Annotated in this window: 14 protein-coding genes, 1 tRNA gene and 1 rRNA gene; 4 read left to right on the top strand and 12 right to left on the bottom strand. The window is 69.7% G+C overall.

Translation table 11 applies throughout. The annotated features are described in order from the left end of the window. Nucleotides 1-170 precede the first annotated feature (170 nt). From ACI2L1_RS42780 to ACI2L1_RS42770, 3 genes are all read left to right on the top strand, one after another. Entirely contained in the window at nucleotides 171-5117 is a 4947-nt protein-coding gene (locus tag ACI2L1_RS42780) for an ATP-dependent helicase (protein WP_404744891.1), read from the top strand. A 73-nt stretch (nucleotides 5118-5190) separates the two neighbouring features. Beyond that, nucleotides 5191-6051 carry an Fpg/Nei family DNA glycosylase gene (locus ACI2L1_RS42775; RefSeq protein WP_404744890.1) on the top strand — a complete coding sequence of 287 codons (861 nt, stop codon included), beginning with the start codon at nucleotides 5191-5193 and terminating at the stop codon, nucleotides 6049-6051. A gap of 32 nt (nucleotides 6052-6083) precedes the next feature. Next, nucleotides 6084-6848: an SDR family NAD(P)-dependent oxidoreductase gene (locus ACI2L1_RS42770; protein ID WP_404744889.1), complete on the top strand. Its 765-nt coding sequence runs from the start codon at nucleotides 6084-6086 to the stop codon at nucleotides 6846-6848. A 27-nt stretch (nucleotides 6849-6875) separates the two neighbouring features. Here the strand turns inward: ACI2L1_RS42770 and ACI2L1_RS42765 are convergent, their stop codons facing one another. The 9 genes from ACI2L1_RS42765 to ACI2L1_RS42725 all read right to left on the bottom strand — a co-directional run bounded on the left by ACI2L1_RS42765 (nucleotide 6876) and on the right by ACI2L1_RS42725 (nucleotide 21175). Then, complete coding sequence (locus ACI2L1_RS42765; RefSeq protein ID WP_404744888.1) at nucleotides 6876-7199, bottom strand: hypothetical protein; 324 nt, start codon at nucleotides 7197-7199, stop codon at nucleotides 6876-6878. 214 nt (nucleotides 7200-7413) lie between these two features. After that, a complete protein-coding gene (locus tag ACI2L1_RS42760) occupies nucleotides 7414-7794 on the bottom strand; it encodes a helix-turn-helix domain-containing protein (RefSeq protein ID WP_404744887.1) in 381 nt (126 codons plus the stop codon). A 109-nt stretch (nucleotides 7795-7903) separates the two neighbouring features. Then, nucleotides 7904-8449: a CinA family protein gene (locus ACI2L1_RS42755; protein ID WP_404744886.1), complete on the bottom strand. Its 546-nt coding sequence runs from the start codon at nucleotides 8447-8449 to the stop codon at nucleotides 7904-7906. Next, a complete protein-coding gene (gene pgsA / locus ACI2L1_RS42750; protein ID WP_404744885.1) occupies nucleotides 8446-9285 on the bottom strand; it encodes a CDP-diacylglycerol--glycerol-3-phosphate 3-phosphatidyltransferase in 840 nt (279 codons plus the stop codon). Before pgsA ends, ACI2L1_RS42755 begins: the two co-directional genes overlap by 4 nt. Next, nucleotides 9282-10778, bottom strand: coding sequence for a 30S ribosomal protein S12 methylthiotransferase RimO (rimO, locus tag ACI2L1_RS42745; protein ID WP_404744884.1), 1497 nt, complete (start codon nucleotides 10776-10778; stop codon nucleotides 9282-9284). Before rimO ends, pgsA begins: the two co-directional genes overlap by 4 nt. Nucleotides 10779-10869: 91 nt before the next feature. Further along, on the bottom strand, nucleotides 10870-11706 hold the full coding sequence (locus tag ACI2L1_RS42740; RefSeq protein ID WP_404744883.1) for a helix-turn-helix domain-containing protein: 837 nt from the start codon (nucleotides 11704-11706) through the stop codon (nucleotides 10870-10872). Between the two features lie 245 nt (nucleotides 11707-11951). Then, entirely contained in the window at nucleotides 11952-14657 is a 2706-nt protein-coding gene (locus tag ACI2L1_RS42735) for a DNA translocase FtsK (RefSeq protein ID WP_404744882.1), read from the bottom strand. A gap of 118 nt (nucleotides 14658-14775) precedes the next feature. Further along, nucleotides 14776-15459, bottom strand: a complete 684-nt coding sequence (locus ACI2L1_RS42730) for a response regulator (protein WP_328641248.1) — start codon at nucleotides 15457-15459, stop codon at nucleotides 14776-14778. 244 nt (nucleotides 15460-15703) lie between these two features. After that, the gene (locus ACI2L1_RS42725) at nucleotides 15704-21175 is read right to left on the bottom strand and encodes a HAMP domain-containing protein (protein WP_404744881.1); all 5472 of its coding nucleotides are present in this window, start codon (nucleotides 21173-21175) and stop codon (nucleotides 15704-15706) included. A 396-nt stretch (nucleotides 21176-21571) separates the two neighbouring features. Between ACI2L1_RS42725 and ACI2L1_RS42720 the strand changes: the two genes are divergently transcribed. After that, the gene (locus tag ACI2L1_RS42720) at nucleotides 21572-24325 is read left to right on the top strand and encodes a SpoIIE family protein phosphatase (protein ID WP_404744880.1); all 2754 of its coding nucleotides are present in this window, start codon (nucleotides 21572-21574) and stop codon (nucleotides 24323-24325) included. Nucleotides 24326-24372: 47 nt separating this feature from the next. On the opposite strand, the gene ACI2L1_RS42715 is transcribed toward ACI2L1_RS42720, so the two are convergent. From ACI2L1_RS42715 to rrf, 3 genes are all read right to left on the bottom strand, one after another. Continuing rightward, a tRNA-Thr gene (locus tag ACI2L1_RS42715) sits at nucleotides 24373-24448 on the bottom strand. 75 nt (nucleotides 24449-24523) lie between these two features. Beyond that, nucleotides 24524-25186: a DegT/DnrJ/EryC1/StrS family aminotransferase gene (locus ACI2L1_RS42710; protein ID WP_404744892.1), complete on the bottom strand. Its 663-nt coding sequence runs from the start codon at nucleotides 25184-25186 to the stop codon at nucleotides 24524-24526. Between the two features lie 114 nt (nucleotides 25187-25300). Next, nucleotides 25301-25392, bottom strand: a 5S ribosomal RNA gene (rrf, locus tag ACI2L1_RS42705); the annotation flags it as partial.

Here is a 25392-nt window from a genome sequence, read left to right as displayed (position 1 = left end):
CTACACACCCCCCCCCGAACCGAGGCAGGCCGCCGCAGGCACATAGGGGCGCGGGGAACTGCGCAAAACGCCCGCCCCCACCGAACCCGCACAGGCCGCCGCAGGCACCCCCCACCCCCGCCCAACCGCCGCAGGCACCCGTTGTCAGTCCCCAGGTGCAGGATGGACGCATGGTCAGCCCAGCACACCGAGCCCTGAACGGCTTCTCCCCCGCGACCCGCGGCTGGTTCACGGGGGCGTTCGACGCACCCACCACCGCCCAGGCCGGCGCATGGCAGGCCATCGCACAGGGCTCGGACGTACTCGTCGTCGCCCCCACCGGCTCCGGCAAGACCCTGGCCGCCTTCCTGGCCGCCCTCGACCAGCTCGCCTCCACGCCCCCACCCGCAGACCCCAGGAAGCGCTGCCGAGTCCTCTACGTCTCCCCCCTCAAGGCCCTGGCCGTGGACGTGGAGCGCAACCTCCGCAGCCCCCTCACCGGCATCCGCCAGGAATCCGTCCGCCTGGGCCTGCCCGAACCCGAGGTCAGGGTGGGCATCCGCTCCGGCGACACCCCTCCCGCCGAGCGCCGAGCCCTCTCCACCCGCCCCCCGGACATCCTGATCACCACCCCGGAATCCCTGTTCCTGATGCTGACGTCGGCGACCCGGGACGCGCTCACCGGCATCGAGACAGTGATCCTCGACGAGGTCCACGCCGTGGCCGGCACCAAGCGCGGCGCTCATCTGGCGCTCTCCCTGGAGCGCCTGGACGAACTCCTCCCGAAGCCGGCCCGCCGCATCGGCCTCTCCGCCACGGTCCGCCCGGTCGACGAGATCGCCCGCTACCTCTCCCCCCAGCGCAAGGTGGAGATCGTCCAGCCGAAGTCCGGCAAGGAGTTCGACCTCTCGGTGGTGGTCCCGGTGGAGGACCTGGGCGAACTGGGCGGCTCCCCGGTCGCCGACGGCTCCGAAGGCGCGGAACGGCCCTCGATCTGGCCCCACGTCGAGGAGCGCATCACCGACCTGGTCCAGTCCCACCGCTCCACGATCGTCTTCGCGAACTCCCGCCGCCTCGCGGAGCGCCTCTGCAACCGCCTCAACGAGATCGCCTACGAACGCGCCACCGGCGAGCCCTTGGACGAACACCACGCCCCGGCAGAACTCATGGGCGGCTCCGGCGCGGCGCAGGGCGCACCCCCGGTCATCGCCCGAGCCCACCACGGCTCGGTCTCCAAGGAACAGCGCGCTTTGGTCGAGGAGGACCTCAAGGCAGGCCGACTCCCCGCCGTAGTGGCGACATCCAGCCTCGAACTGGGCATCGACATGGGCGCGGTGGACCTCGTCGTCCAGGTCGAGTCACCCCCATCCGTCGCCTCCGGTCTCCAGCGCGTCGGCCGCGCGGGCCACCAGGTCGGCGCCGTCTCCACCGGCGTGGTCTTCCCGAAGTACCGGGGCGACCTGGTCCAGGCGGCGGTCGTCACGGAACGCATGCGCACCGGTTCCATCGAGTCCCTCAGGGTCCCTGCCAACCCCCTGGACGTGCTCGCCCAGCAGCTCGTCGCGATGACCGCGATGGACACCTGGCAACTGGACGACCTTCTCGCCACCGTCCGCAGGGCGGCCCCCTTTGCCTCCCTTCCCGAGTCCGCCTTCACCGCGGTCCTCGACATGCTCGCCGGCCGCTATCCCTCCGACGCCTTCGCCGAGCTGCGCCCCCGCGTTGTCTGGGACCGCGTCGCCGGCACGATCACCGGTCGCCCCGGCGCCCAGCGCCTCGCCGTCACCTCCGGCGGCACCATCCCCGACCGCGGTCTCTTCGGTGTCTTCCTCGCCGGCGCCGATCCCAAGAAGGGCGGCGGCAGGGTCGGCGAGCTGGACGAGGAGATGGTCTACGAGTCGCGCGTGGGCGACGTCTTCACGCTCGGCACCAGCTCCTGGCGCATCGAGGACATCACCCGAGACCGGGTACTGGTCTCTCCCGCCCCCGGCGTCCCGGGCAGGCTCCCGTTCTGGAAGGGCGACCAGCTGGGCCGCCCGCTCGAACTCGGCCGCGCGGTGGGCGCGTTCCTCCGTGAGGTCGGCTCGCTCCCCAAGGAGGACGCCCGCCTCCGTCTCCTCGCCGCCGGCCTGGACGCGTGGGCGGCGGACAACGTGCTGTCCTACCTCGACGAGCAGCGCGAGGCCTGCGGCCACGTCCCGGACGACCGCACCATCGTCGTGGAGCGCTTCCGCGACGAACTCGGCGACTGGCGGGTGGTCGTCCACTCCCCCTTCGGCGCCCAGGTCCACGCCCCGTGGGCCTTGGCCCTCGGCGCCAAGCTCTCCGAGCGCTACGGCATGGACGCCCAGGTCATGCACGCCGACGACGGCATCGTCCTGCGGCTGCCCGACGCCGACCTGATGAGCCTCGACCTCCTCGACCAGGAACCGACGAGGATCGGTACGGAGTACGACGCCGAGCAGGCCCCCGTAGGCGCCGCGGACGTCGTCTTCGACAAGGGCGAGGTCGACCGGATGGTCACCGATCAGGTCGGCGGCTCGGCGCTGTTCGCCTCCCGCTTCCGCGAGTGCGCCGCCCGCGCCCTCCTGCTCCCCCGCCGCAACCCCGGCAAGCGCACCCCGCTGTGGCAGCAGCGTCAGCGCGCCTCTCAACTGCTGCAGGTGGCGAGCGAGTTCGGATCGTTCCCCATCGTCCTGGAGGCGGTTCGCGAGTGCCTCCAGGACGTCTTCGACGTTCCCGGCCTCGTCGAGCTGATGGGCGACCTGGAGTCCCGCAAGGTCCGCCTGGTCGAGGTGACCACTCCCGAGCCCTCGCCCTTCGCCCGCTCCCTCCTGTTCGGCTACGTCGCCCAGTTCCTCTACGAGGGCGACTCACCGCTCGCCGAGCGCCGCGCTGCGGCCCTCTCGCTGGACTCCCGTCTGCTGGCCGAGCTGCTCGGCCAGGCGGAGCTGCGCGAGCTGCTCGACGCGGAGGTACTGACCGAGCTGGAGCGGGAGCTCCAGTGGCTCACGGAGGACCGCCGCGTCAAGGACGCCGAAGGCGTCGCGGACCTCCTCCGCCTCCTCGGACCGCTCACGGACGCCGAGTTGGCCGAGCGGGGCGCAGAGCCGCGGTGGGCGCAGGACCTCGCCGGAGCCCGCCGCGCCATCAAGGTCCGCATCGCCGGCACCGGGCACTGGGCGGCGATCGAGGACGCGGGGCGCCTGCGCGACGCCCTCGGCACAGCGCTGCCGGTCGGTGTCCCGGAGGCCTTCACCGAGCCGGTCAAGGATCCCCTCGGTGACCTCCTCGCCCGGTACGCCCGCACCCATGGCCCGTTCACCTCGGCGACGGCCGCGGCCCGTTTCGGTCTGGGCACGGCGGTCACCGAGGGCGCTCTGCAGCGCCTCGGCGCGAGCGGCCGCGTCGTACAGGGGGAATTCCACCCGGCGGGCATCGGACAGGAGTGGTGCGACGCGACAGTGCTCCGCCGCCTGCGCCGCCGGTCCCTCGCCGCCCTGCGACACGAACTCGAACCGGTGCCCCCACCGGCCCTCGCCCAGTTCCTGCCGCAGTGGCAGCACATCGGCAAGGGCCATTCCCTGCGCGGAACCGACGGACTGGTGCGCGCGGTCGAACAGTTGCAGGGCGCGTCCGTGCCCGCCTCCGCCCTGGAGAAACTCGTACTGCCCTCACGCGTCGCGAACTACACCCCGGCCATGCTGGACGAACTCACCGCCGCCGGGGAGATCGTATGGGCCGGAGCGGGCGGACTCCCCGGCAAGGACGGCTGGGTCTCCCTGTACCTCGCGGACGCGGCCCCCCGCCTCCTGCCACCGCCGCATCCTCTGGAGCTCACAGCAATCCACCAGTCCGTCCTAGACGCCCTCTCCGGCGGCTACGGCCTGTTCTTCCGCCAGATCGCCGACCAGGTCCGCGCCACCACCCATCCCGACGCCACCGACCCCCAACTGGCCGACGCCGTATGGGACCTGGCCTGGTCCGGCCGACTCACCAACGACACCCTCACCCCCATGCGCTCTCTGCTGGGCTCCGGCCGCACCGCGGGCTCCACCGCCCACCGCGCCAAACGCACGATCCCCCGCGGCCGCTACGGCTCCCTGACCGCCGCCGCCCGCCCCGCCTCCCGCACCGGCCCACCGACGGTCGCCGGCCGCTGGTCCCTGCTCCCCCAGCGCGAGTCCGACCCGACCGTGCGCGCCCACGCCCTGGCCCGCACCCTCCTCGACCGCCACGGAGTGGTCACCCGCGGAGCCGTCGCGGCAGAGGGTGTGGAGGGCGGCTTCTCAGCGACGTACCGCATCCTCTCCGCCTTCGAGGACAGCGGCCAGGCCCGCCGCGGCTACGTCGTGGAGGGCCTCGGCGCAGCCCAGTTCGCCATGGACGGCGCGGTCGACCGCCTCCGCGCGGTGTCCAACGCCCGCAACCGGGGCGAGCCCGTTCCGGGTAGCGCCGCTCCCGCCCCGTGGGACTCCGGCACACCCCCCGATGCCCCCCACAGTCCCGCCGCCGCGCAAGGAGACCCGACGGCCGACGACTGGGACTGGACCAGCGCTTTCGATTCCCCCGGTACAGCCACCCACAACGGCAGCCCGGAACCCGGGATCGGCTCTCCGCTGCCCTCCTCCCGCGACGAGTACGTCTCCCCACGCGACTACCCGCCCCACCCCACTCCCCCGCACTGGCAGGCCACCCCCGCGTACGCCTCCGGCCACAGCAGCCGCGGTCGCAACACCTCCGACGCCGGCCGTGCCGTGGTCCTCGCCGCCGCCGACCCCGCCAACGCCTACGGCGCCGCCCTCCCCTGGCCCGACCCTCCGACCGAGGCCGGCCACAAGCCGGGCCGTAAGGCAGGCTCCCTGGTCGTTCTGGTCGACGGCGAGCTCACGCTCTACATGGAACGGGGCGGCAAGACCCTCCTGGCCTGGCCCGCCGCGCCTGACACCACCCCCACCGACGACCCCCGCCTCCACACGGCGGCCGAAGCCCTCGCCACAGCCGCCAAGGCCGGTTCCCTCGGCACAGTCACGGTGGAACGGGTCAACGGCACGTCGGCCCTGACCTCCCCCATCGGCACGCTCCTGGAATCGGCGGGCTTCATCGCCACCCCACGCGGCCTACGCCTACGCGCATGATCCAGCACCCAGGTGCGGGTGGCCCCAGCCGAAGGCGAAGCCGAGGCCCCCACCCCCGTGCCACCCTGGAACCATGCCCGAAGGAGACACCATCTGGCAGTCCGCAAGACGCCTGCACAACGCCCTCGCCGGCAAGGTCCTGACCCGCAGCGACCTCCGCGTCCCCAAGTACGCCACCACCGACCTCACCGGCCGCGAAGTCCTGGACGTCACGCCCCGCGGCAAACACCTCCTCACCCACATCGAAGGCGGCCTGACCCTCCACTCCCACCTCCGAATGGACGGCTCCTGGAAGGTGTACGCCGGCCACCAGCGCTGGACCGGCGGCCCCACCCACCAGATCCGCGCGATCCTCGGCAACACCGACCGCACAGCCGCCGGCTATCGCCTCCCCGTCCTCGAACTCCTTCGCACCACCGACGAGGACAAGGCGGTCGGCCACCTGGGCCCCGACCTCCTGGGCCCGGACTGGAACCCGGAGACGGCATTGGCGAACCTCCTCAAGGACCCCGCCCGCCCCCTCGGCGAGGCCCTCCTCGACCAGCGAAACCTCGCCGGCATCGGCAACGTCTACAAGAGCGAGCTCTGCTTCCTGCTGGGCGCCACCCCCTGGCTCCCCATCGGCGCACTCCCCGCGGACCGTGCCGCGCACCTGCCCACGCTCGCCAAGAAGCTCCTGGAGGCCAACCGTGACCGCCCGGTCCGCAGCACGACTGGCCGCCGCGGCCAGGACCTCTTCGTCTACGGCCGAGCCCCCCGCCCCTGCCTCCGCTGCCACACCTCCATCCGCATCGCCGACCAGGGCGACGGTTCCCGCGAACGCCCCACGTACTGGTGCCCCTCCTGCCAGACCGGCCCGACCCCGAGCCCCGGCCCGCACCGCAGGGCACCGAGCGGAACCCACCCCGGAACCTCACGCCGTACGACCAATTGACGATCCGTCAGAAACGCTCGTACCGTCGCCCCATGGCCGTCAGCGCGTACGACCTCACCGGGCGCTCCGCGTTCGTCACCGGCGCCGCGAGCGGCATCGGCCGCGCATCCGCCGCCCTGCTCGCCGAGGCGGGCGCCACCGTGCACTGCGCCGATCGCGACGCGCAGGGCCTGCACGAGACGGTGACCCTGATCAAGGACGCCGGCGGCTCCGCACACGCGCACCCCCTCGATGTCACCGACCGCGAACAGCTCCACCACGCCATCGCCTCCTGCGGACACGTGGACGTCCTGGCCGCGGTCGCCGGGATCATGCACAGCAGCCCGGTCCTGGAGACGAGGGACGAGGACCTCGACCGCGTGCTGAACGTCAACTTCAAGGGCGTGCTGTACGCCTGCCAGGAGGCGGCGCGTCTGATGCTCGACCGGAGGACGAGGGGCAGCATCGTCACGATGGCTTCGGGCGCCGTGGACACGGGCGGCCCCGGCCTGCTCTGCTACGGCGCGGCCAAGGCGGCGGTGGTCCAGCTCACGAAGACCCTGGCCACCGAGGTCGGCTGCTACGGCATCCGGGTCAACGCGGTCGCCCCGGGCTGGATCCGCACTCCCATGACGGAACGCCACGACGAGGAAGCTCAGGCCCACACCGAGGCGCTCATGTCCCGCCTGTCACCACTCAACCGCGTCGGCGAACCGGAGGACATCGCCCACGCCGTGCTCTACCTGGCCTCGGACGCCTCGTCCTTCACGACGGGCCAGATCCTCCGCCCGAACGGCGGGGTGGCAATGCCCTGGTAGCCCACCGCCGCTCCCCACCAGTGCGGCTCACTCAGGCGGACCGGCATCCCCACTGAGGCCGTCCTCGCCACCGGGAGGCCCCTGTTCACCGGAGGAACCCGACCCCACCGCGCGCCCTCCGCCACTTCTCCCCGCCCCCCACGCCTGACGCCACCGCCCGGCACCAAGGGCTCCCGCCGCCCGCGCCTTGGGCACACAGTGCACCGGCAGCAGGCTCAACCCCCACCCACCGGCCGCGACCGCTCCTTCGAGTACCCCGGCATCGGGAGCCAGCACCAGTCGCGCCACGGCCCACCACCACAGTGCCCCGAGCCCGAGAGCCAACCCCCGGCGCACTCCCGGCCCCGTCATGCAGCCACCTCCAGCCCGGACGCTAGAACGCCGCCTCACCCGCCGACAGGGCGCACCGAGGGCACACACACGCACTCCGATACGGCCACTGCTCCAAAATGCACGAAAACCCCGACCGGCGCCTCTCCAGATCACTCGGAGAAGCCCGTCCGGGGCCCCGCACACTTCCCTCAGCGCACCGTCAGCTCATGACGGCGCACACCTGACGTGAGCGTCACGCCGCTACGACGTCCACCGCTTCGCTGGGCGCCTTGATGGTCACCCGTTCCGGTGGCACACCCTTGACCGAGACGGAACCCAGCATCGGGCGCACCGCTGCCGGTACCGGCTCGCTGGGCGTGGCCGCAGCAGACTGGGCCAGCTCGGCGAGGGCGAGCTCGTCGCTCACTTCCCGCATGAGCTCGGACATCCGTACGTCCAGCGCGTCGCAGATCGCGGACAGCAGCTCGGAGGAAGCCTCCTTCTGCCCCCGCTCCACCTCGGAGAGATAGCCGAGTGAGACTCGGGCGGACGAGGAGACTTCGCGCAGAGTACGGCCCTGGCGTTGGCGCTGCCGACGCAGCACGTCACCCAGCAGGCGACGGAGCAGAATCATCGGTGGCTCCCTCCTCGGACCGCGTAGCCGCATCCTTCACGCCCCACCGTACCGCCTTGCGCCGCGGCCGTGCGGGGAGCGATGTCGTGTTCACTCAGGGCTGCAAACATCAAAACCCCCCGTTCCGTTCCGTATCCTGTGCCCGCTCATTCCCGGTCTGTTCGCTCGTAAGCTCTTCCAGGAGCAGTGCGAGTACGCTCCGTACACTCTCCATACGAATTTCCGCGCGGTCGCCGTTCAACCGCAACGCGGTCACTTTCTCGCCACCGGCTGTCGCGGAAGCATTCGCCGATGGCCCCTCGACGGCCACGAAGACCGTTCCGACGGGCTTGCCGTCCTGCGGTTCCGGACCCGCGACTCCGGTGGTCGCGATGCCCCAGTCGGCACCGAGCGCCTTGCGCACTCCGGCCGCCATCTGGGCCGCGACCTGCGGATCCACCGCACCTCGCTGGGCCAGCAGGGTGGCATCGACACCCAGCAGCTCATGCTTCAGTTCGGTGGCGTAGGCGGTCACCGAACCCCGGAACGCCTGGGACGCCCCCGGGGCCGCTGTGATTTCCGCCGCAACCAGTCCACCTGTGAGCGACTCGGCGACCGCGAGCGTCTGCCCCTTCACAGTGAGTAGTCGCACCACTTGGGCGGCCGGGGAATTCACGCTTCCGTCTCCTCCAACGCCGCCTCGCGCTCGGCGATTCCCTGCCTGCGCAGCACAATGGCCTGTCTCACATAGTCGACCCCGGTCGCGACGGTCAGGACGACCGCCACAGCCATCACCCAGAACCTCGCCGTGGCCAGCCACCCCGTCAACGCCAGGATGTACATCCCTACGGCGATGCCCTGGCTGAGGGTCTTGAGCTTGCCGCCACGGCTCGCCGGGATCACGCCGTACCGGATGACGATGAAACGCAGCAGGGTGATCCCGAGTTCCCGGCCGAGGATGACGATCGTCACCCACCACGGGAGATCGCCGAGCCCGGAAAGACAGATCAGCGCCGCTCCCATGATCGCCTTGTCGGCGATGGGGTCGGCGATCTTCCCGAAGTCCGTGACGAGGTTGTAGGTGCGCGCCAGGTGCCCGTCGAACAGGTCGGTGATCATGGCCACGGCGAAGGCCGCCCAGGCGAATGACCGCCACGCCGGGTCGTACCCACCCTCAGCCAGCATCAGCGCGACGAAACCGGGCACCAGGACCAGCCGGAGCATGGTCAGCAGATTGGCGATGTTCCAGACACTGGCCTGGTTGACGGCGGCGGCCGCGATCTTCTTGCCTCGCGCGGGCCTCGCGCCCGAGTCGGCTCCGCCATCCGAAGCCGCCCCGGGGACGACACCCAGGCCAGGGATTACACCCGCCCGGGCCTCGGCAGCCGTACCGGAGACCGCGTCCGAAGCAGTGCTCGGTGCCGCGCCGGACGCGGCACCCGAGACCCCGCCCGCCGGTCCGCCCTTCGCAGCGGAGGGGCCACCCGCAGCGGACGCCGGAACTCCGGTCATCTGCCCGCCTCCTCACTACACGCGAGCGAGCCCTGCAACGGCTCGGCCACCAGGTCGACACCCTCCGTACCGACCACCTTCGCCTCGACCATACGACCGACGCTCAGACCTTCGCCGCTCGTGAGCAGCACCTGGCCGTCGGTCTCCGGCGCCTGGTGCGCGCCACGGCCGTAGACACCCTCGTCGTCCACCGACTCGACCAGTACGTGCACGGACTCGCCGACGCGCTCCTCGGCGCGCTGCGAGACGAGTTCCTCGGCGAGCCGGGAGACATGCGCCAGCCGCTCGGCGACGACGTCCTCGTCCAGCTTGTTGTCGTACGTCGCCGCCTCGGTGCCCTCCTCGTCGGAGTACCCGAAGACGCCGATGGCGTCCAGTCGCGCGCCGTTCAGGAACCGCTCCAACTCGGCGAGGTCGGCCTCGCTCTCGCCCGGGAAGCCCACGATGAAGTTGGAGCGCACGCCGGCCTCGGGGGCCTTGCCGCGGATGGTGTCCAGGAGCTCCAGGAAGCGGTCGGTGTCGCCGAAGCGGCGCATCGCGCGCAGCACACCGGGGGCGGAGTGCTGGAAGGACAGGTCGAAGTAGGGCACCACCTTGGGCGTGGACGTCAGCACGTCGATCAGGCCCGGCCGCATCTCGGCGGGCTGCAGGTAGCTCACGCGCACGCGTTCGAGGCCGTCGACCTCGGCGAGCTCGGGCAGGAGGGACTCGAGCAGGCGGATGTCGCCGAGGTCCTTGCCGTACGACGTGTTGTTCTCGGAGACCAGCATGATCTCCTTGACTCCCTGCTCGGCCAGCCAGCGCGTCTCGTTCAGCACGTCCGAGGGGCGGCGGGAGATGAAGGAGCCTCGGAAGGAGGGGATGGCGCAGAAGGAGCAGCGCCGGTCACAGCCGGAGGCGAGTTTCACCGAGGCGACCGGGGCACCGTCCAGACGGCGGCGCAGGGGCGCACGGGGGCCCGAGGCCGGGGCGAGGCCTTCCGGAAGATCCGCGGGAGCCACCTCGGGGGCTTCGGCGGCCGGGCCGTGTCCGGGCAGGGCGACGGACGCCGCCGACTCCTGGCGCTCGGCCGGGCTGATCGGCAGCAGCTTGCGCCGGTCGCGCGGGGTGTGCGCGGCGTGGATGCCACCGGACAGGATGGTCTGCAGGCGGTCGGAGATGTCGGCGTAGTCGTCGAAGCCGAGCACTCCGTCGGCCTCGGGCAGGGCCTCGGCGAGATCCTTGCCGTACCGCTCGGCCATGCAGCCCACCGCCACGACGGCCTGGGTTCTGCCGTGCCCCTTGAGGTCGTTGGCCTCCAGGAGGGCGTCGACGGAGTCCTTCTTGGCGGCCTCGACGAAGCCACAGGTGTTGACGACGGCGACGTCCGCGTCGGCGGCGTCCTCCACGAGATCCCAGCCGTCCGCCTCCAAACGGCCTGCGAGCTCCTCCGAGTCCACCTCGTTACGGGCGCAGCCAAGGGTGACGAGTGCGACGGTACGGCGTTCAGGCATGGGCTCAAGACTACTTCGTCCCACTGACACCCCATGTCGAAGGGGCTGGCCGATCTTGGCCAACCCCTTCGCGGCGGAACCGAACAGATCCCTAGCCGACCAGCGGGTCGCCCTTCGTGTACGTCAGGCGCTCCACGGCACCGGGCTGCCAGTCGTCGTCGATCTTCTTGCCGTTCACGTACAGCTGGATCGCGCCGGCGTCACCGAGGACGAGGTTGACCTTCTCGCTGTCCTGGAAGGTCTTGGTGTCGCCCTGCTGGAGCAGCCCGTCGAACAAGGTGCGTCCGTTGTGGTCCTTGGCCGAGATCCAGCTCTTTCCGTCGGCGGCGCTGACCTGGACGGTCACCTTGTCCTGGGGCGCGGCCGCGATGGCGCTGTCGGACGGGGTCGGCTTCGGGTCCTTGGTGGTCTTGTCGGACTTGGGAGTGGGCGACGTGCTGGTGGCGGGCGTGGTGCCGTCGGCGATCTGTGCCGTCCCGCCGTCGTCGCCGCCCTTGAAGGCGGTGAACCCGACGAAGCCGATCACGGCCACGATCGCGGCGACCATCGCCGCGGTCCAGTTGGGACCGCGCCGCTCTGGGCGGATGCGTTCCGCCTCGAACAGCGGGGCGGCCGGGGTCGGAGCCGGACGCCCGCCACCGTGATCGGCGGCGAACTGGTCCAGAAGGGGGGTCGGATCCAGGTGGACGGCCTTGGCCAGGGTCCGGATGTGGCCCCGGGCGTACACGTCGCCACCGCAGGGGGCGAAGTCGTCCGCCTCGATGGCATGCACGATGGCGATGCGGACCCTGGTGGCGTTGCTGACGTCGTCGACGGTCAGCCCAGCCGCGATCCGCGCCTGTTTCAGGGCGTGACCGACGGAGATGCGGGCTTCCTGCCGGTCGTCTTCGAACGGACGCTCGTCTTCAGGGGAGTTGCCGATGGACACGGGGGCGCCTTTCGAGCGTTTAAGCCACCTGTGCTGGAGGTTCAGTCTAGGGGGGGTACGAAAGGGTGGGGCAAGCGGGCGGTGGGACTTTGTACGCCATCGGAATGGCCGGACACGCCGATGGTGGGGCAGCAGCTCTTCGCTTCCCTCAACTTGACGTACGCCGAAGGGAAACGGTTGCTCAATGATCCCTTACGGGTGAGTCACGATCGCACATCGGTGGCCGCACCTGCTCCGGACTCCCCCTAAGCCTCCCCGCGAATCACCGCGAGCACTCCGTCCAGCTCGTCAGCCTTCACAAGAACGTCACGAGCCTTGGACCCCTCGCTCGGTCCGACGATGCCCCGGGACTCCATCAGGTCCATCAGACGCCCCGCCTTCGCGAACCCGACCCGGAGCTTGCGCTGGAGCATGGAGGTCGACCCGAACTGCGTGGAGACGACCAGCTCGGCCGCCTGGCACAGCAGGTCGAGATCGTCGCCGATCTCCTCGTCGATCTCCTTCTTCTGCTTGGTGTCCACGGTGACGTCGTCCCGGAAGACGGGTGCCATCTGGTCCTTGCAGTGCTGGACGACCGCCGCGATCTCGTCCTCGGTGACAAAGGCGCCCTGCATACGGGTGGGCTTGTTCTGACCCATCGGCAGGTACAGCCCGTCGCCCTTGCCGATCAGCTTCTCAGCGCCCGGCTGGTCCAGGATGACGCGGCTGTCGGCGAGCGAGGAGGTGGCGAACGCGAGCCTTGAGGGCACGTTCGCCTTGATCAGACCGGTGACGACGTCGACCGAGGGCCGCTGGGTGGCGAGCACCAGGTGGATGCCTGCCGCGCGCGCGAGCTGTGTGATGCGCACGATCGAGTCCTCGACGTCCCGCGGCGCGACCATCATCAGGTCGGCCAGCTCGTCGACGATCACCAGAAGATACGGGTAGGTCTTCAGCTCCCGCTCGCTGCCCTCCGGCGTCTTCAGCTTGCCGTCTCGGACGGCCTGGTTGAAGTCGTCGATGTGCCGGTATCCGAACGCCGCGAGGTCGTCGTAGCGCAGATCCATCTCCCGTACGACCCATTGCAGGGCCTCGGCCGCCCGCTTCGGGTTGGTGATGATCGGCGTGATCAGGTGTGGGATGCCCTCGTACGCCGTCAGCTCGACGCGCTTGGGGTCGACGAGGACCATCCGGACGTCCTCGGGGGTCGCGCGGCACATGATCGAAGTGATCAAGCAGTTAATGCACGACGATTTACCGGAACCGGTGGCGCCGGCCACGAGGATGTGCGGCATCTTCGCCATGTTCGCCATGACGTAACCGCCCTCGACGTCCTTGCCGAGCGCGACGAGCATCGGGTGATCGTCCTCGGCGGCGTCGGCGAGACGCAGCACGTCACCGACGTTGACCATCTCCCGGTCGGTGTTCGGGATCTCGATGCCGACTGCCGACTTCCCGGGGATCGGGCTGATGATCCGCACATCGGGGCTGGCGACGGCGTAGGCGATGTTCTTGGTGAGCGCGGTGATCCGCTCGACCTTCACGGCGGGGCCGAGCTCGACCTCGTAGCGCGTGACCGTCGGCCCGCGCGTGAAGCCGGTGACGGCGGCGTCGACCTTGAACTCCGTGAAGACGTTCGTCAGCGAGGCGACCACGGCGTCGTTGGCCGCGCTGCGCGCCTTACCGGGGCCGCCGCGCTCCAGCAGGTCGAGCGAGGGAAGCGAGTAGGTGATGTCGCCGGACAGCTGGAGCTGCTCCGCGCGCGGGGGCAGGTCGCTCGGAGCCTCGGGAGCCGGCTTGGTGAGGTCGGCGACCTCGACCTTGAGCTTCTCCTGCTTGGGCCGCGCGTCCTGTTTGGGTCGCGCGGCCGGGACGGGTGTGGGTACCGGGGTCGTCTCCACCCGGTCGCCCACGCTCACGCCCTGCGTGAGGTCGGCGACAAGGGGCGAGGGCGGCAGGCCGTGCATGACGACGCCGTCCAGGTCCGCGGCGGCGGCCGCGGCGATGTCCACGGCGTCCATCTGCCGGTCCATCGCGGGCTGCGGCACCGCGGACCGCCTGGGGCGCCCACGGCGCGTTGAGAGGGCCTCCTGCTCCGCGCCGTCGGGGTCGTACGACTCGGGCGCGGGACCTCGCCTGCGCCCGCGCGCGGGCAGCGCCTCGCGCCACTGCTCGTCGTAGCGCTCGTCGTCCTCGCCGAGTTCGTCCTCGGCCGGGTTGTGCACGATGCCGAGGCGCACGCCGAGCTCCCGCAATCGCCGCGGGATGGCGTTGACCGGGGTGGCCGTGACGACGAGCAGCCCGAAGACCGTCAGCAGGACGAGCAGCGGTACGGCGAGGACCTCGCCCATGGTGTACGTCAGCGGGGTCGCCGCTGCCCAGCCGATGAGGCCGCCGGCGTCCCTTATCGCCTGCATGCCGTCGCTGCGGGCGGGCGAGCCGCAGGCGATGTGGACCTGGCCCAGCACGCCGATCACGAGCGCCGAAAGGCCGATCACGATCCGGCCGTTGGCCTCGGGCTTCTCGGGGTGCCTGATGAACCGTACGGCGATGACCGCGAGCAGTATCGGCACGAGCAGGTCGAGCCGTCCGAAAGCGCCGGTCACGATGATCTCGACCAGGTCCCCGACGGGACCGCGCAGGTTCGACCAGGTTCCGGCGGCGACGATCAGTCCGAGGGCGAGCAGCAGAAGCGCCACGCCGTCCTTCCGGTGCGCGGGGTCGAGGTTCTTCGCGCCCTGCCCTATCCCGCGGAACACCGCGCCCACGGCATGGGCGAGGCCGAGCCAGACGGCACGGATGAGCCGGAGAACGCCCCCGGTCGGGCTGGGCGCCGGCTTCGGCGCCGCCCTCTTCGCGGCGGCCTTCTTGGCCGGCGCTTTCTTCGCAGCGGCCTTCTTCGCCGGACCCTTCGCGGGAGCGGCAGCCTTCTTGGCGGGCTGCTTCTTGGCTGCGGAGGGACGTGAGGCCATAGGTGTGAGATTACCGGTGGAGACGACCGCGGACACGTGTGCCCACTGCTTCACCCGTTCGTGTCGCTCCTGGGGAGGTGTCGAACTGACGCGGGCTCAAGGGCTCCTTCGGCGGGCGTCAGTTCTGCGAGGGCACCGAAGGCGAACTCCCGGTGCCCGGCTCCAGCGCGTCGAGCGCCCGCCGCAACCCCGTGAGTTTGCGTTCGAGATGGGCCGCGGTGGCCACTGCCGCCGCGTCGGCGGACTCGTCGTCCAGTTGCTTGGACAGCGCCTCGGCCTGCTCCTCGACGGCGGCCAGCCGCGCGGACAACTCTGCGAGCAGTCCCGCCGGCTCCTTCGCGTCACCGACCGCTGCCTTGCCTCCGCCGCCCTCCAACTGGAGCCGCAGCAGCGCCGCCTGCTCGCGCAGCTGGCAGTTCTTCATGTAGAGCTCGACGAACACCGAGACCTTCGCGCGCAGCACCCACGGGTCGAAGGGCTTGGAGATGTAGTCCACCGCACCCGCCGCGTAGCCACGGAAGGTGTGGTGCGGCCCGTGGTTGATCGCGGTCAGGAAGATGATCGGGATGTCCCGGGTCCGCTCCCGCCGTTTGATGTGCGCCGCGGTCTCGAAACCATCCATGCCCGGCATCTGGACGTCCAGCAGAATGACCGCGAAGTCGTCCGTGAGCAGTGCCTTGAGCGCTTCCTCCCCGGACGATGCCCGAACCAGTGTCTGATCGAGCGCGGAGAGGATGGCCTCCAGCGCGAGCAGATTCTCCGGCCGGTCATCGACCAGGAGGATCTTGGCCTTCTGCACCATGGCCCGCCCTCCTCGCCCCGGATGTGCACCGGGCGCCGCCCCTGGGGACGACTCCCTTTCGCCGCCCGTCCTTGTGCCGGTCATCGTAGCCGCACCCTGTCTGTCGCCACACCCTGTCACCGCGATGTCACTGTGCACGAAGCAGAAACGTAGTGGGAGACCAGAAGGTTCCCCGAATCCCGTACTTCTACACGGCGTCGGGCACACTGAGTCAGCAACTCCGTGTGAACTCCACTGATTCCCATCACTCCTCCCGCATCCACTGCTCCATCACCGACAACAGGTGATCGGGATCGACCGGTTTGGTCACGTAGTCGGAGGCGCCCGACTCGATGGCCTTCTCCCGGTCGCCCTTCATGGCCTTGGCGGTCAGCGCGATGATCGGAAGCCCCGCGAACTGGGGCATCCTGCGGATCGCAGTGGTCGTCGCGTACCCGTCCATCTCGGGCATCATGATGTCCATCAGAACGACCGCCACGTCCTCGTGCTGCTCCAGCACCTCGATGCCCTCACGGCCGTTCTCCGCGTACAGCACGGACAGCCCGTGCTGTTCGAGGACGCTGGTCAACGCGAAGACGTTGCGGATGTCGTCGTCGACGATCAGCACCTTCTCCCCGCCGAACCGGATGCCCCGGCGCGGCTGGGGCGTGGACTGGTGCTCCACCGCCGACCACTGGTCCGGCTGCCCGATGCGCTGTTCGAGGCCGGGCGCGGTCCTGCGGCGGCGCCGGAAGAGCGCAGCCGCACCGTTCTGCGTCTCCTGATACGACTTCACCTCGGCCGGCGTCTCGATGTGCACCTCGGACATCCCGTTGTCCGACGTGGACGCCACCAGGTCGCCGGCCTCAAGGGCGGGCATGGACTGCTGGTAGCCCTGCGGCGGCAGTTCGCTGGGGTGCAGCGGCAAATACAGCGTGAACGTCGATCCGCGTCCCGGCTCGCTCTGCGCGTGGATCTCACCGCCGAGCAGCTGTGCGATCTCACGCGAGATCGACAGCCCGAGGCCGGTGCCGCCGTACTTGCGGCTGGTCGTGCCGTCGGCCTGCTTGAACGCCTCGAAGATCACCCGCATCTTGCTGCCTGCGATCCCGATGCCCGTGTCGGTCACGGAGAACGCGATCAGATCGGCGTCCGCGTCGCGCAGTGATCCGGCTTCCAACAACTGCTCCCGGATCGCCAGTGGCACATCCCGTCCGGCGGGCCGGATGACCAGCTCGACCGCACCGGAGTCGGTGAACTTCACCGCGTTGGACAGCAGGTTGCGCAGCACCTGCAGCAGCCGCTGTTCGTCGGTGTGCAGCGTGGCGGGCAGTTCGGGCGAGACCCGCACGGACAGGTCGAGGCCCTTCTCCGCGGTCAGCGGCCGGAAGGTCGCCTCCACGTAGTCCACGAGCTGCACGAGCGCGATCCGTGTCGGGGACACGTCCATCTTGCCCGCCTCGACCTTCGACAGGTCGAGGATGTCGTTGATCAGCTGGAGCAGGTCGGAGCCGGCCCCGTGGATGGTCTCGGCGAACTCGACCTGCTTCGGGGTGAGGTTGGAGTCCGCGTTGTCGGCGAGCAGCTTGGCGAGGATCAGCAGCGAGTTGAGCGGTGTACGCAGTTCGTGCGACATGTTGGCCAGGAACTCGCTCTTGTACCGCATGGATACGGCGAGTTGCTCGGCGCGCTCCTCCAGGACCTGCCGTGCCTCCTCGATCTCGGTGTTCTTCACCTCGATGTCGCGGTTCTGCTGGGCCAGCAGCTCGGCCTTCTCCTCCAGTTCGGCGTTGGAGGCCTGGAGGGCCTTCTGCCGGTTCTCCAACTCGGCCGACCGCTCCCTGAGCTGCTCGGTCAGCTCCTGCGACTGCTTCAGCAGCACCTCCGTCTTGGTGTTGACGGAGATGGTGTTGACGCTGGTCGCGATCATCTCGGCGATCTGGTTGAGGAAGTCCTTCTGGATCTGCGTAAAGGGTGTGAAGGACGCGAGCTCGATGACACCGAGCACCTTGCCCTCGAACAGCACCGGAAGGACGATCACTTGCGCGGGCGGCGCCTCTCCGAGACCGGAGGAGATCTTCAGGTAGCCGCTGGGCGCGTTCTCCACCAGGATCGTGCGCTTCTCCTCGGCGGCCGTCCCGATCAGCGCCTCGCCCGGCCGGAACGACGTCGGCATGGAGCCCATCGAGTAGCCGTACGAGCCGAGCATCCGCAGTTCGTACTGGTCCTCGGCCTCGGCGCTCATGTCCTTGCCGTCGAGGAGCGGCATCGCGACGAAGAACGCGCCGTGCTGCGCGGTTACCACCGGTGTCAGCTCGCTCATGATCAGCGAGGCCACGTCCTCCAGGTCCCGGCGGCCCTGCATGAGCGCCGAGATACGGGCCAGGTTTCCCTTGAGCCAGTCCTGCTCCTTGTTGGCGATCGTGGTGTCACGCAGGTTGGCGATCATCTTGTTGATGTAGTCCTGGAGTTCCTGGATCTCGCCGGACGCGTCCACGTCGATCTTCAGGTTCAGGTCACCACGGGTCACCGCGGTCGCCACGCGCGCGATGGCGCGCACCTGGCGCGTAAGGTTTCCTGCCATTTCGTTCACGGACTCGGTGAGGTCACGCCAGGTGCCGTCGACGTCACGTACGCGTGCCTGGCCGCCGAGCTGTCCTTCGGTGCCCACCTCGCGGGCGACCCGGGTGACCTCCTCGGCGAAGGAGGACAGCTGGTCGACCATCGTGTTGATGGTGGTCTTCAACTCCAGGATCTCACCGCGCGCGTCGATGTCGATCTTCTTCGTCAGGTCGCCCTTGGCGATGGCCGTGGTCACCATGGCGATGTTCCGCACCTGACCGGTCAGGTTGGACGCCATCTGGTTCACGGACTCGGTGAGGTCCTTCCACGTACCGGCCACACCGGGCACCCGCGCCTGACCGCCCAGAATGCCGTCCGTGCCCACCTCACGGGCCACCTTGGTGACCTGGTCGGCGAACGAACTCAGCGTCTTCACCATGGTGTTGAAGGTGTCGGCGAGCTGCGCGACCTCGCCGCGCGCCTCGATCGTCACCGTCCGCGTGAGGTCGCCGTTGGCGACCGCGTTCGCGACCTGGGAGATGTTGCGCACCTGCATGGTGAGGTTGTTGGCCATCAGGTTGACGTTGTCGGTGAGGTCCTTCCAGATGCCCGTGACGCCCGACGCGTGTGCCTGACCGCCGAGGATGCCCTCGGTGCCCACCTCACGGGCCACCCGGGTCACCTGCTCGGCAAAGGACGACAGCTGGTCGACCATCGTGTTGACGGTGGTGACGAGTTCGAGGATCTCGCCCTTCGCGTCGACGGTGATCTTCTTCGAGAGATCGCCCTTGGCGACCGCGGTGGTCACCTCGGCGATGTTGCGCACCTGGATGGTCAGGTTGTTGGCCATGAAGTTCACGGACTGCGTGAGGTCCTTCCAGGTGCCGGAGACCCCCTGCACCTCGGCCTGACCGCCGAGGATGCCCTCGGTACCCACCTCGCGGGCCACTCGCGTCACCTGGTCGGCGAAGCTGGAGAGCTGGTCCACCATCGTGTTGAGGGTGTTCTTCAGCTCCAGGATCTCGCCCCGCGCGTCCACATCGATCTTCTGCGACAGGTCACCCCGGGCCACCGCGGTGGCCACCTGGGCGATGTTGCGCACCTGGGCAGTAAGGTTTCCTGCCATTCCGTTCACGGAGTCGGTCAGGTCCCGCCACACACCGGCGACGCCGGGTACCTGCGCCTGACCGCCGAGGCGGCCCTCGGTACCCACCTCGCGCGCGACACGGGTCACCTGGTCGGCGAAGGCGGAGAGCTGGTCGACCATCGTGTTGATGGTGTTCTTCAGCTCCAGGATCTCGCCCCGCGCGTCCACATCGATCTTCTGCGACAGGTCACCCCGGGCCACCGCGGTCGTCACCTGGGCGATCTGCCGCACCTGCGAGGTGAGGTTGCCACCCATGAAGTTGACGGAGTCGGTGAGTTCCTTCCAGGTCCCCGACACACCCGGCACGACCGCCTGACCGCCGAGGCGGCCCTCGGTACCCACGTCCCGGGCCATCCGCGTCACCTGGTCGGCGAAGGCCGACAGCTGGTCCACCATCGTGTTCACGGTGTTCTTCAGCTGGAGCATCTCGCCCGAGACGTCCACGGTGACCTTCTGCGACAGGTCACCGTTGGCCACCGCCGTCGTCACCTGGGCGATGTTCCTCACCTGTCCGGTGAGGTTGCGGAACGCCGTGTTGACGGAGTCGGTGAGGTCCTTCCACGTACCGGCGGCTCCGGGCACCTGGGCCTGCCCGCCCAACTCACCCTCGACACCGATCTCGCGGGCCACACGCGTGACCTCGGCACCGAAAGCGGACAGCTGGTCCACCATCCCGTTGACGGTGTTCTTCAGCTCCAGCATCTCGCCGGCCACATCCACGGTGACCTTCTGCGACAAGTCACCGTTGGCCACCGCCGTCGTCACGGCGGCGATGTCCCGCACCTGCGTGGTGAGGTTCCGGAAGACCGTGTTCACCGAATCGGTGAGGTCCTTCCACGTCCCCGCCGCACCCGGCACGTTCGCCTGTCCGCCGAGCTGCCCCTCGGCACCGACCTCGTTGGCCACGCGCGTGACCTCGTCCGCGAAGATCCGCAGCGTCTCGGTCATCTGGTTGATCGTGTCCGCGAGCTGGGCGACCTCGCCGCGCGCGGAGACCGTCACCTTCTGCGACAGGTCACCATTGGCAACCGCCGTCGTCACCTGGGCGATCCCGCGCACCTGGGCCGTCAAATTGCCGGCCATCAGATTCACCGAATCGGTGAGGTCCTTCCACACTCCGGCCACACCCGGCACCTGCGCCTGACCGCCGAGCTCGCCCTCGACACCCACCTCGCGCGCGACGCGGGTCACCTCGGAGGAGAAGGACGAGAGCTGGTCCACCATCGTGTTGACGGTGTTCTTCAGCTCCAGCATCTCGCCGGCCACGTGAACGGTGACCTTCCGGGACAGGTCGCCCTTGGCGACCGCCGTGGTCACCAGGGCGATGTCCCGCACCTGGGCGGTCAGCCGGTACGCCATGGTGTTGACGGACTCGGTGAGGTCCTTCCACGAACCCGACATGCCACGCACGCGTGCCTGGCCGCCGAGCTTGCCCTCCGTACCGACCTCGCTGGCCACACGCGTGACCTCGTCGGTGAACGTCGACAACTGATCGACAAGGTTGTTTACAGTCCGCCCGACCTTCAGGAACTCCCCGCGCAGCGGATGTCCCGTACCGTCCGGCGCCTGGGTCCTGAGCTCCATCCGGGGCGAGAGATCGCCCTCCGCAACCGCGGACAGCACCCGGCCGACCTCGGAGACGGGCCGTACGAGATCGTCCACCAGGGCGTTGGAGGCGTCGATGGCGGCCGCCCAGGAGCCCTCACAGGCACCTGTTTCCAGCCTTTCCGTGAGCTTGCCCTCACGGCCCACCATGCGCCGCACTCGCGACAGCTCACCCGTCAGATGCAGATTGCGGTCGGCCACCTCGTTGAAAACCGCCGCGATCTCCGACACCACGCCGTCGCCGGACACCGTGAGCCGCTTGCGGAAGTTCCCGTCACGCATCGAGACCAGCGCCGCCAGCAGCCGGTCCAGGGCAGCTGTGTCCACCGCGGTGGTCCCACCCCGCGGTTTGCGCTGGCCGCTCGGGGCCTGTCCGCCCTTCGCACGCGTCTTAGTGCCCCGCGTCGCTGCGCCAGACTCCACTGTGTCCCTCCCGCAGGGGTCGACCGTTACTGCTGTGATCGGGTGCTACTGCGCGACGTACCGGTTGCCGCCGCGCGCTTCTGCTTACTACAGCGATATTTCAATCAGGCATGCAAAGCTGCACCACGGGCTGCTGCCCGCCGCACACGTAAGCCACTCGGCCTGCCCGCACCTTCTTCAGGAGCCTGCCCAGTGTTTCACCCTGGTTGAACCCGGCCATAACAGTTCGGCAGCTTCGCACATCGTCCGCACACCCTCCGGACGGAAACACTGCAGACAGGCATCCGCACGGCCGTCGAAGGTAAGTAACCTTGCATGCGGCTGTCCAGCCGAGCCGGTCCGTCCGGCCTGGGCGGTGGCAGGAGCACGAGCGGGCATCGGAGGGCGGCCGCACACATGACCACCGGACTGATCCCCGGGGGACAGACCCCGGATCCCCGGCCGACGGGCGGTCTGCCGCAGCAGCGGCACGAGCTGGTCGGCCAGGCAGCCCTGCACATCGACAACCGGTCGAGGAGTTCCGTGATCACCGCGCGCGCGGCCGCCAGCTTCGAGCCCGTCGGACGATCGGTAGCGACCGCCCGGTCCTTCGTCCGCGACACCCTCCAGGGCTGGGGCTTCGCCGACATCGTCGACGACGCGGTGGTCCTCACCAGCGAACTGGTCACCAACGCCGTCGTCCACGCGGGCACCTCCGCGGACGTTCTGTGCCTGCGCAGTGACGAGGGTGTACGGATCGAGGTGGCCGACCGCTACCCCGAGCGCGAGATCCCGCTCCAGGGCCAGGCCGTCAACATGGGCAACCTCGACCGCGAGGGCGGCCGCGGCCTCCAGCTCTGCGCCGCGCTCGCCGGCCGCTGGGGCGTCGACTACACCCCCACCCACAAGCTGGTCTGGTTCCAACTCGACCTTCCCGAACGCCCGGTGGGCACTCGCAGCGCGGGCCCGTCCCTGCCCGCGGACCTCCTCCCGCTGGCCGACGGCCGCGTCCGCGTCGCCGTCGTCCAGATCGACCGTACGTGCGCCATCACCTCGTGGAACGAGGACGCCGAGGAACTCTTCGGCTACGCAGCCGAACAGGTCATCGGCAAGCCCCTGACCGACCTCGCGGCCTGGCCGCACACCCCGGGCACCGGCACCGGAATCGCCGAGGCCCTCCAACTCTCGCGCTGGGAAGGCAGTTACGGCATAAGGGCCGCCAACGGCCGCGTCACCTCGGTCTACGCCTCCCACCTGCGCGTCCGCGACACCGGCGGCGAGCCCTCCACGGTCTGCCTCCTGGTCCGCGACCACGAACGCGCCGTACTCCAGACACCGTTGCGCGTCCCCGCCTCCGACACGACCACCTCCTCCGACGGCCAGAGCGCCGACCCCTTCGAGGTGTTCATCGGCTCGCCGGCCCCGGACGACCTCGACGGTCTCCTCCAGCGCACGGTCGAACGCGCACGCGACATGCTCGACGGCGACTCCGCCTTCCTGCTCCTCGCGACCGACGACGAGACGGAGTTGGAGGTCCGCGCCTCCACCGGCCTGCCCTCCGCCCGACAGCGCTTCGCGCGCGTGCCCGTCGAGGCGGGCCCCGGCCGCTACGGCTCGGCCCGAATGCCGGCAGTCCACGACGATCTTGCGGCCGTACCGGGCGCGGTTCCGCTCCTGAACGGCACCGGTATGCGCTCGGTCGTCACCGTCCCGCTGAAGGTCGAGGGCCGCCTCACCGGTTCCCTCGGCGTCGCCGCCGAAGCCCCCGGCAGATACTCGAACGAAGAGGCCCTGCGCCTTCAATTCGCTGCCGACCGCATCGCGTTGGCGGTCGAGTCGGCCCGCCTCGGCGAACTCGAACGCCTGCGCCGAGGCTCCCTGAGCTTCCTGGTCGAGGCCTCCGACCTCCTGGCCGGCACCCTGGACCGCGACCAGACCCTCGCCCTCATGGCCCAGATGACCGTTCCGACGCTGGCCACCTGGTGCGCCGTCTACACGATCGCCGACCAGGCCTCGGAGCCCTACCTGTCGTACGTCCTGCACGAGGACGAGGAACTCATCGACGGCATCAAGTCGTTGCTCTCGAAGATCCAACCACCCGACCCGGTTCCCACCCCCGGCGCCCGCGTCTGGTCGGCCCCCGGCGAGGCGGCCCATCAGGCGGCCCTGCGCAGCTCTATGCGCAGCCTCGGCCTCAGCGGCGGCCCCACCCACCAAGTCGCTTCCGGGATCGGCCCCACGCTCGCCACGGCCTCCGCGGTGGGCGGCGAGATCGTCGTCCTCCCCCTGGTCGCCCGCAACCGCGTCATCGGCATGCTGACCCTCGGCAAGCCCACCGACGAACACTTCCGCCAGGAAATCCTGGAGCTGGCCGAGGACTTGTCCCGCCGGGCCGCCCTCGCCCTGGACAACGCCCGCCTCTACTCCGAGCGCACGGCGATCAGCCAGTCCCTCCAGCGCAGCCTCCTGCCGCCCGAGCTCCCGGAGATCGACGGCGTCGAGGTCGAGGTCATCTACCGCGCGGCTGGCGAGGGCAACGAAGTCGGCGGCGACTTCTACGACGTCTTCCCCATCCGCGACGGCGCCTACGGCTTCGCCATCGGCGACGTCTGCGGTACGGGCCCGAACGCGGCGGCGGTCACCGGCCTGGCCCGGCACGCCCTCAGGCTGCTCGCTCGCGAGGGACTGAGCGGCCCGGCCGTCCTGGAGCGTCTGAACTCCGCGATCCTGGACGAGGGCGCCCGCAGCCGCTTCCTGACCCTCCTCTACGGCGAGCTGTGGCCGCAGGAGGACGGCAGCGCCCGTCTGAAGGTCGTCTGCGCCGGCCACCCGCTCCCGCTGCGCCTGCGCCAGGACGGCACCGTCGAACCGGCCGCCGAACCCCAGCCGCTCCTCGGCGTCATGGAGGATCTGGAGCTCTACGAGCAGACGGTCACCCTCGACCCGGGCGATGTCCTCCTCTGTGTCACGGACGGCGTCACCGAGCGCCGCGAAGGCACCCGCATGCTGGGCGACGACGGCCTCGCCGATGTCCTCACCACCTGCACGGGCCTGACGGCCGGCGCGGTCGCGGCCCGCATCATGCGCGCGGTCGAACGCTTCGCCTCCGACGCCCCGTCCGACGACATGGCGATCCTGGCCATGCGCGTCCCGGGTCTCCACACGGACTGAGGGAGAGCACGAAAAAGGCCCCGCCCGAATGGGCGGGGCCTTTTGGCTGGAGCCCCCTAACGGAATCGAACCGTTGACCTTCTCCTTACCATGGAGACGCTCTGCCGACTGAGCTAAGGGGGCCAGTCGCCTTTTCGAGGTTTCCCCCGTGGCAACGGAATAGATCATACCCCGAACAGACTCCTGCTCCCAACTCGCTCAGAAAGCAGGCTGAAGCAGTCCCCCGAGCGCATTGCACGCGGCCACGACCCGCTGCATGTCCCGCTTGGTCAGCGAGGCGTCGACCGGCAGCGCGAGCGTCTCGTCGGCGGCCCGCTCGGTCACCGGCAGCGACATGCACCGCCGGAACTCCGGCAGTCGGTGCACGGGCGTCTTCACGGGCACACGGCACTCAACTCCCTTGCTCCGCAGGGCCCGTGCGAAGGCGTCCCGGTCCGGCCGCCCGTTCCCCGGCACCCGCACGACGTACTGCTGATAGGTGTGCCCGTCCCCACCATCGGGCGTGCGCACCCCGCGCAACTTCCCATCGAGATAGCAGGCCCGCTCCCGACGCTGCGCGACCTCGTCGTACGGCGCGTCGGAGTCACCCTCCTGAAGCACCAACAGCCCGTGCCGCTGCCCGACTTCGAGCAGCCGCGCCATATCGGCCGGTCGCCCGAATCGGTGTACGACGACGATGGCCGCCGTCCGCGGAGTCACGGCCGCTTCTACAGCGGACGCGTCAAGGCAGTAGCTCAACGGATGTATGTCCGCGAACACCGGCAGCGCACCCGCGAGTGTCACCGCCTCGGCGACCTCGACGTTCCCGAAGGCCGGCACGACGACCTCGTCACCGACTCCGACACCGGCGGCCCTGAGCATTGCAGCAGTACCCATGCTTCGGATGCTGCTTGCGCAACGTGAACTTCAAGTAACGCACAACAAAAAAGGGTTGGACCCCGAACCGAAGTTCAGGATCCAACCCTTTGAATGATTGTTCGGCGGTGTCCTACTCTCCCACAGGGTCCCCCCTGCAGTACCATCGGCGCTGTAAGGCTTAGCTTCCGGGTTCGGAATGTAACCGGGCG

This window comes from Streptomyces sp. NPDC019531, assembly GCF_044903305.1.
Taxonomy (GTDB): domain Bacteria; phylum Actinomycetota; class Actinomycetes; order Streptomycetales; family Streptomycetaceae; genus Streptomyces.
This window is presented reverse-complemented; position numbering and strand designations above follow the sequence as displayed.

Coding starts and splice junctions, on each gene's coding strand:
- ACI2L1_RS42720 (WP_404744880.1), top strand. CDS start 21,572: ATGACCACCGGACTGATCCCCGGGGGACAGACCCCGGATCCCCGGCCG.
- ACI2L1_RS42775 (WP_404744890.1), top strand. CDS start 5,191: ATGCCCGAAGGAGACACCATCTGGCAGTCCGCAAGACGCCTGCACAAC.
- ACI2L1_RS42730 (WP_328641248.1), bottom strand. CDS start 15,459: ATGGTGCAGAAGGCCAAGATCCTCCTGGTCGATGACCGGCCGGAGAAT.
- ACI2L1_RS42780 (WP_404744891.1), top strand. CDS start 171: ATGGTCAGCCCAGCACACCGAGCCCTGAACGGCTTCTCCCCCGCGACC.
- ACI2L1_RS42765 (WP_404744888.1), bottom strand. CDS start 7,199: ATGACGGGGCCGGGAGTGCGCCGGGGGTTGGCTCTCGGGCTCGGGGCA.
- ACI2L1_RS42710 (WP_404744892.1), bottom strand. CDS start 25,186: ATGCTCAGGGCCGCCGGTGTCGGAGTCGGTGACGAGGTCGTCGTGCCG.
- rimO (WP_404744884.1), bottom strand. CDS start 10,778: ATGCCTGAACGCCGTACCGTCGCACTCGTCACCCTTGGCTGCGCCCGT.
- ACI2L1_RS42770 (WP_404744889.1), top strand. CDS start 6,084: ATGGCCGTCAGCGCGTACGACCTCACCGGGCGCTCCGCGTTCGTCACC.
- pgsA (WP_404744885.1), bottom strand. CDS start 9,285: ATGACCGGAGTTCCGGCGTCCGCTGCGGGTGGCCCCTCCGCTGCGAAG.
- ACI2L1_RS42760 (WP_404744887.1), bottom strand. CDS start 7,794: ATGATTCTGCTCCGTCGCCTGCTGGGTGACGTGCTGCGTCGGCAGCGC.
- ACI2L1_RS42735 (WP_404744882.1), bottom strand. CDS start 14,657: ATGGCCTCACGTCCCTCCGCAGCCAAGAAGCAGCCCGCCAAGAAGGCT.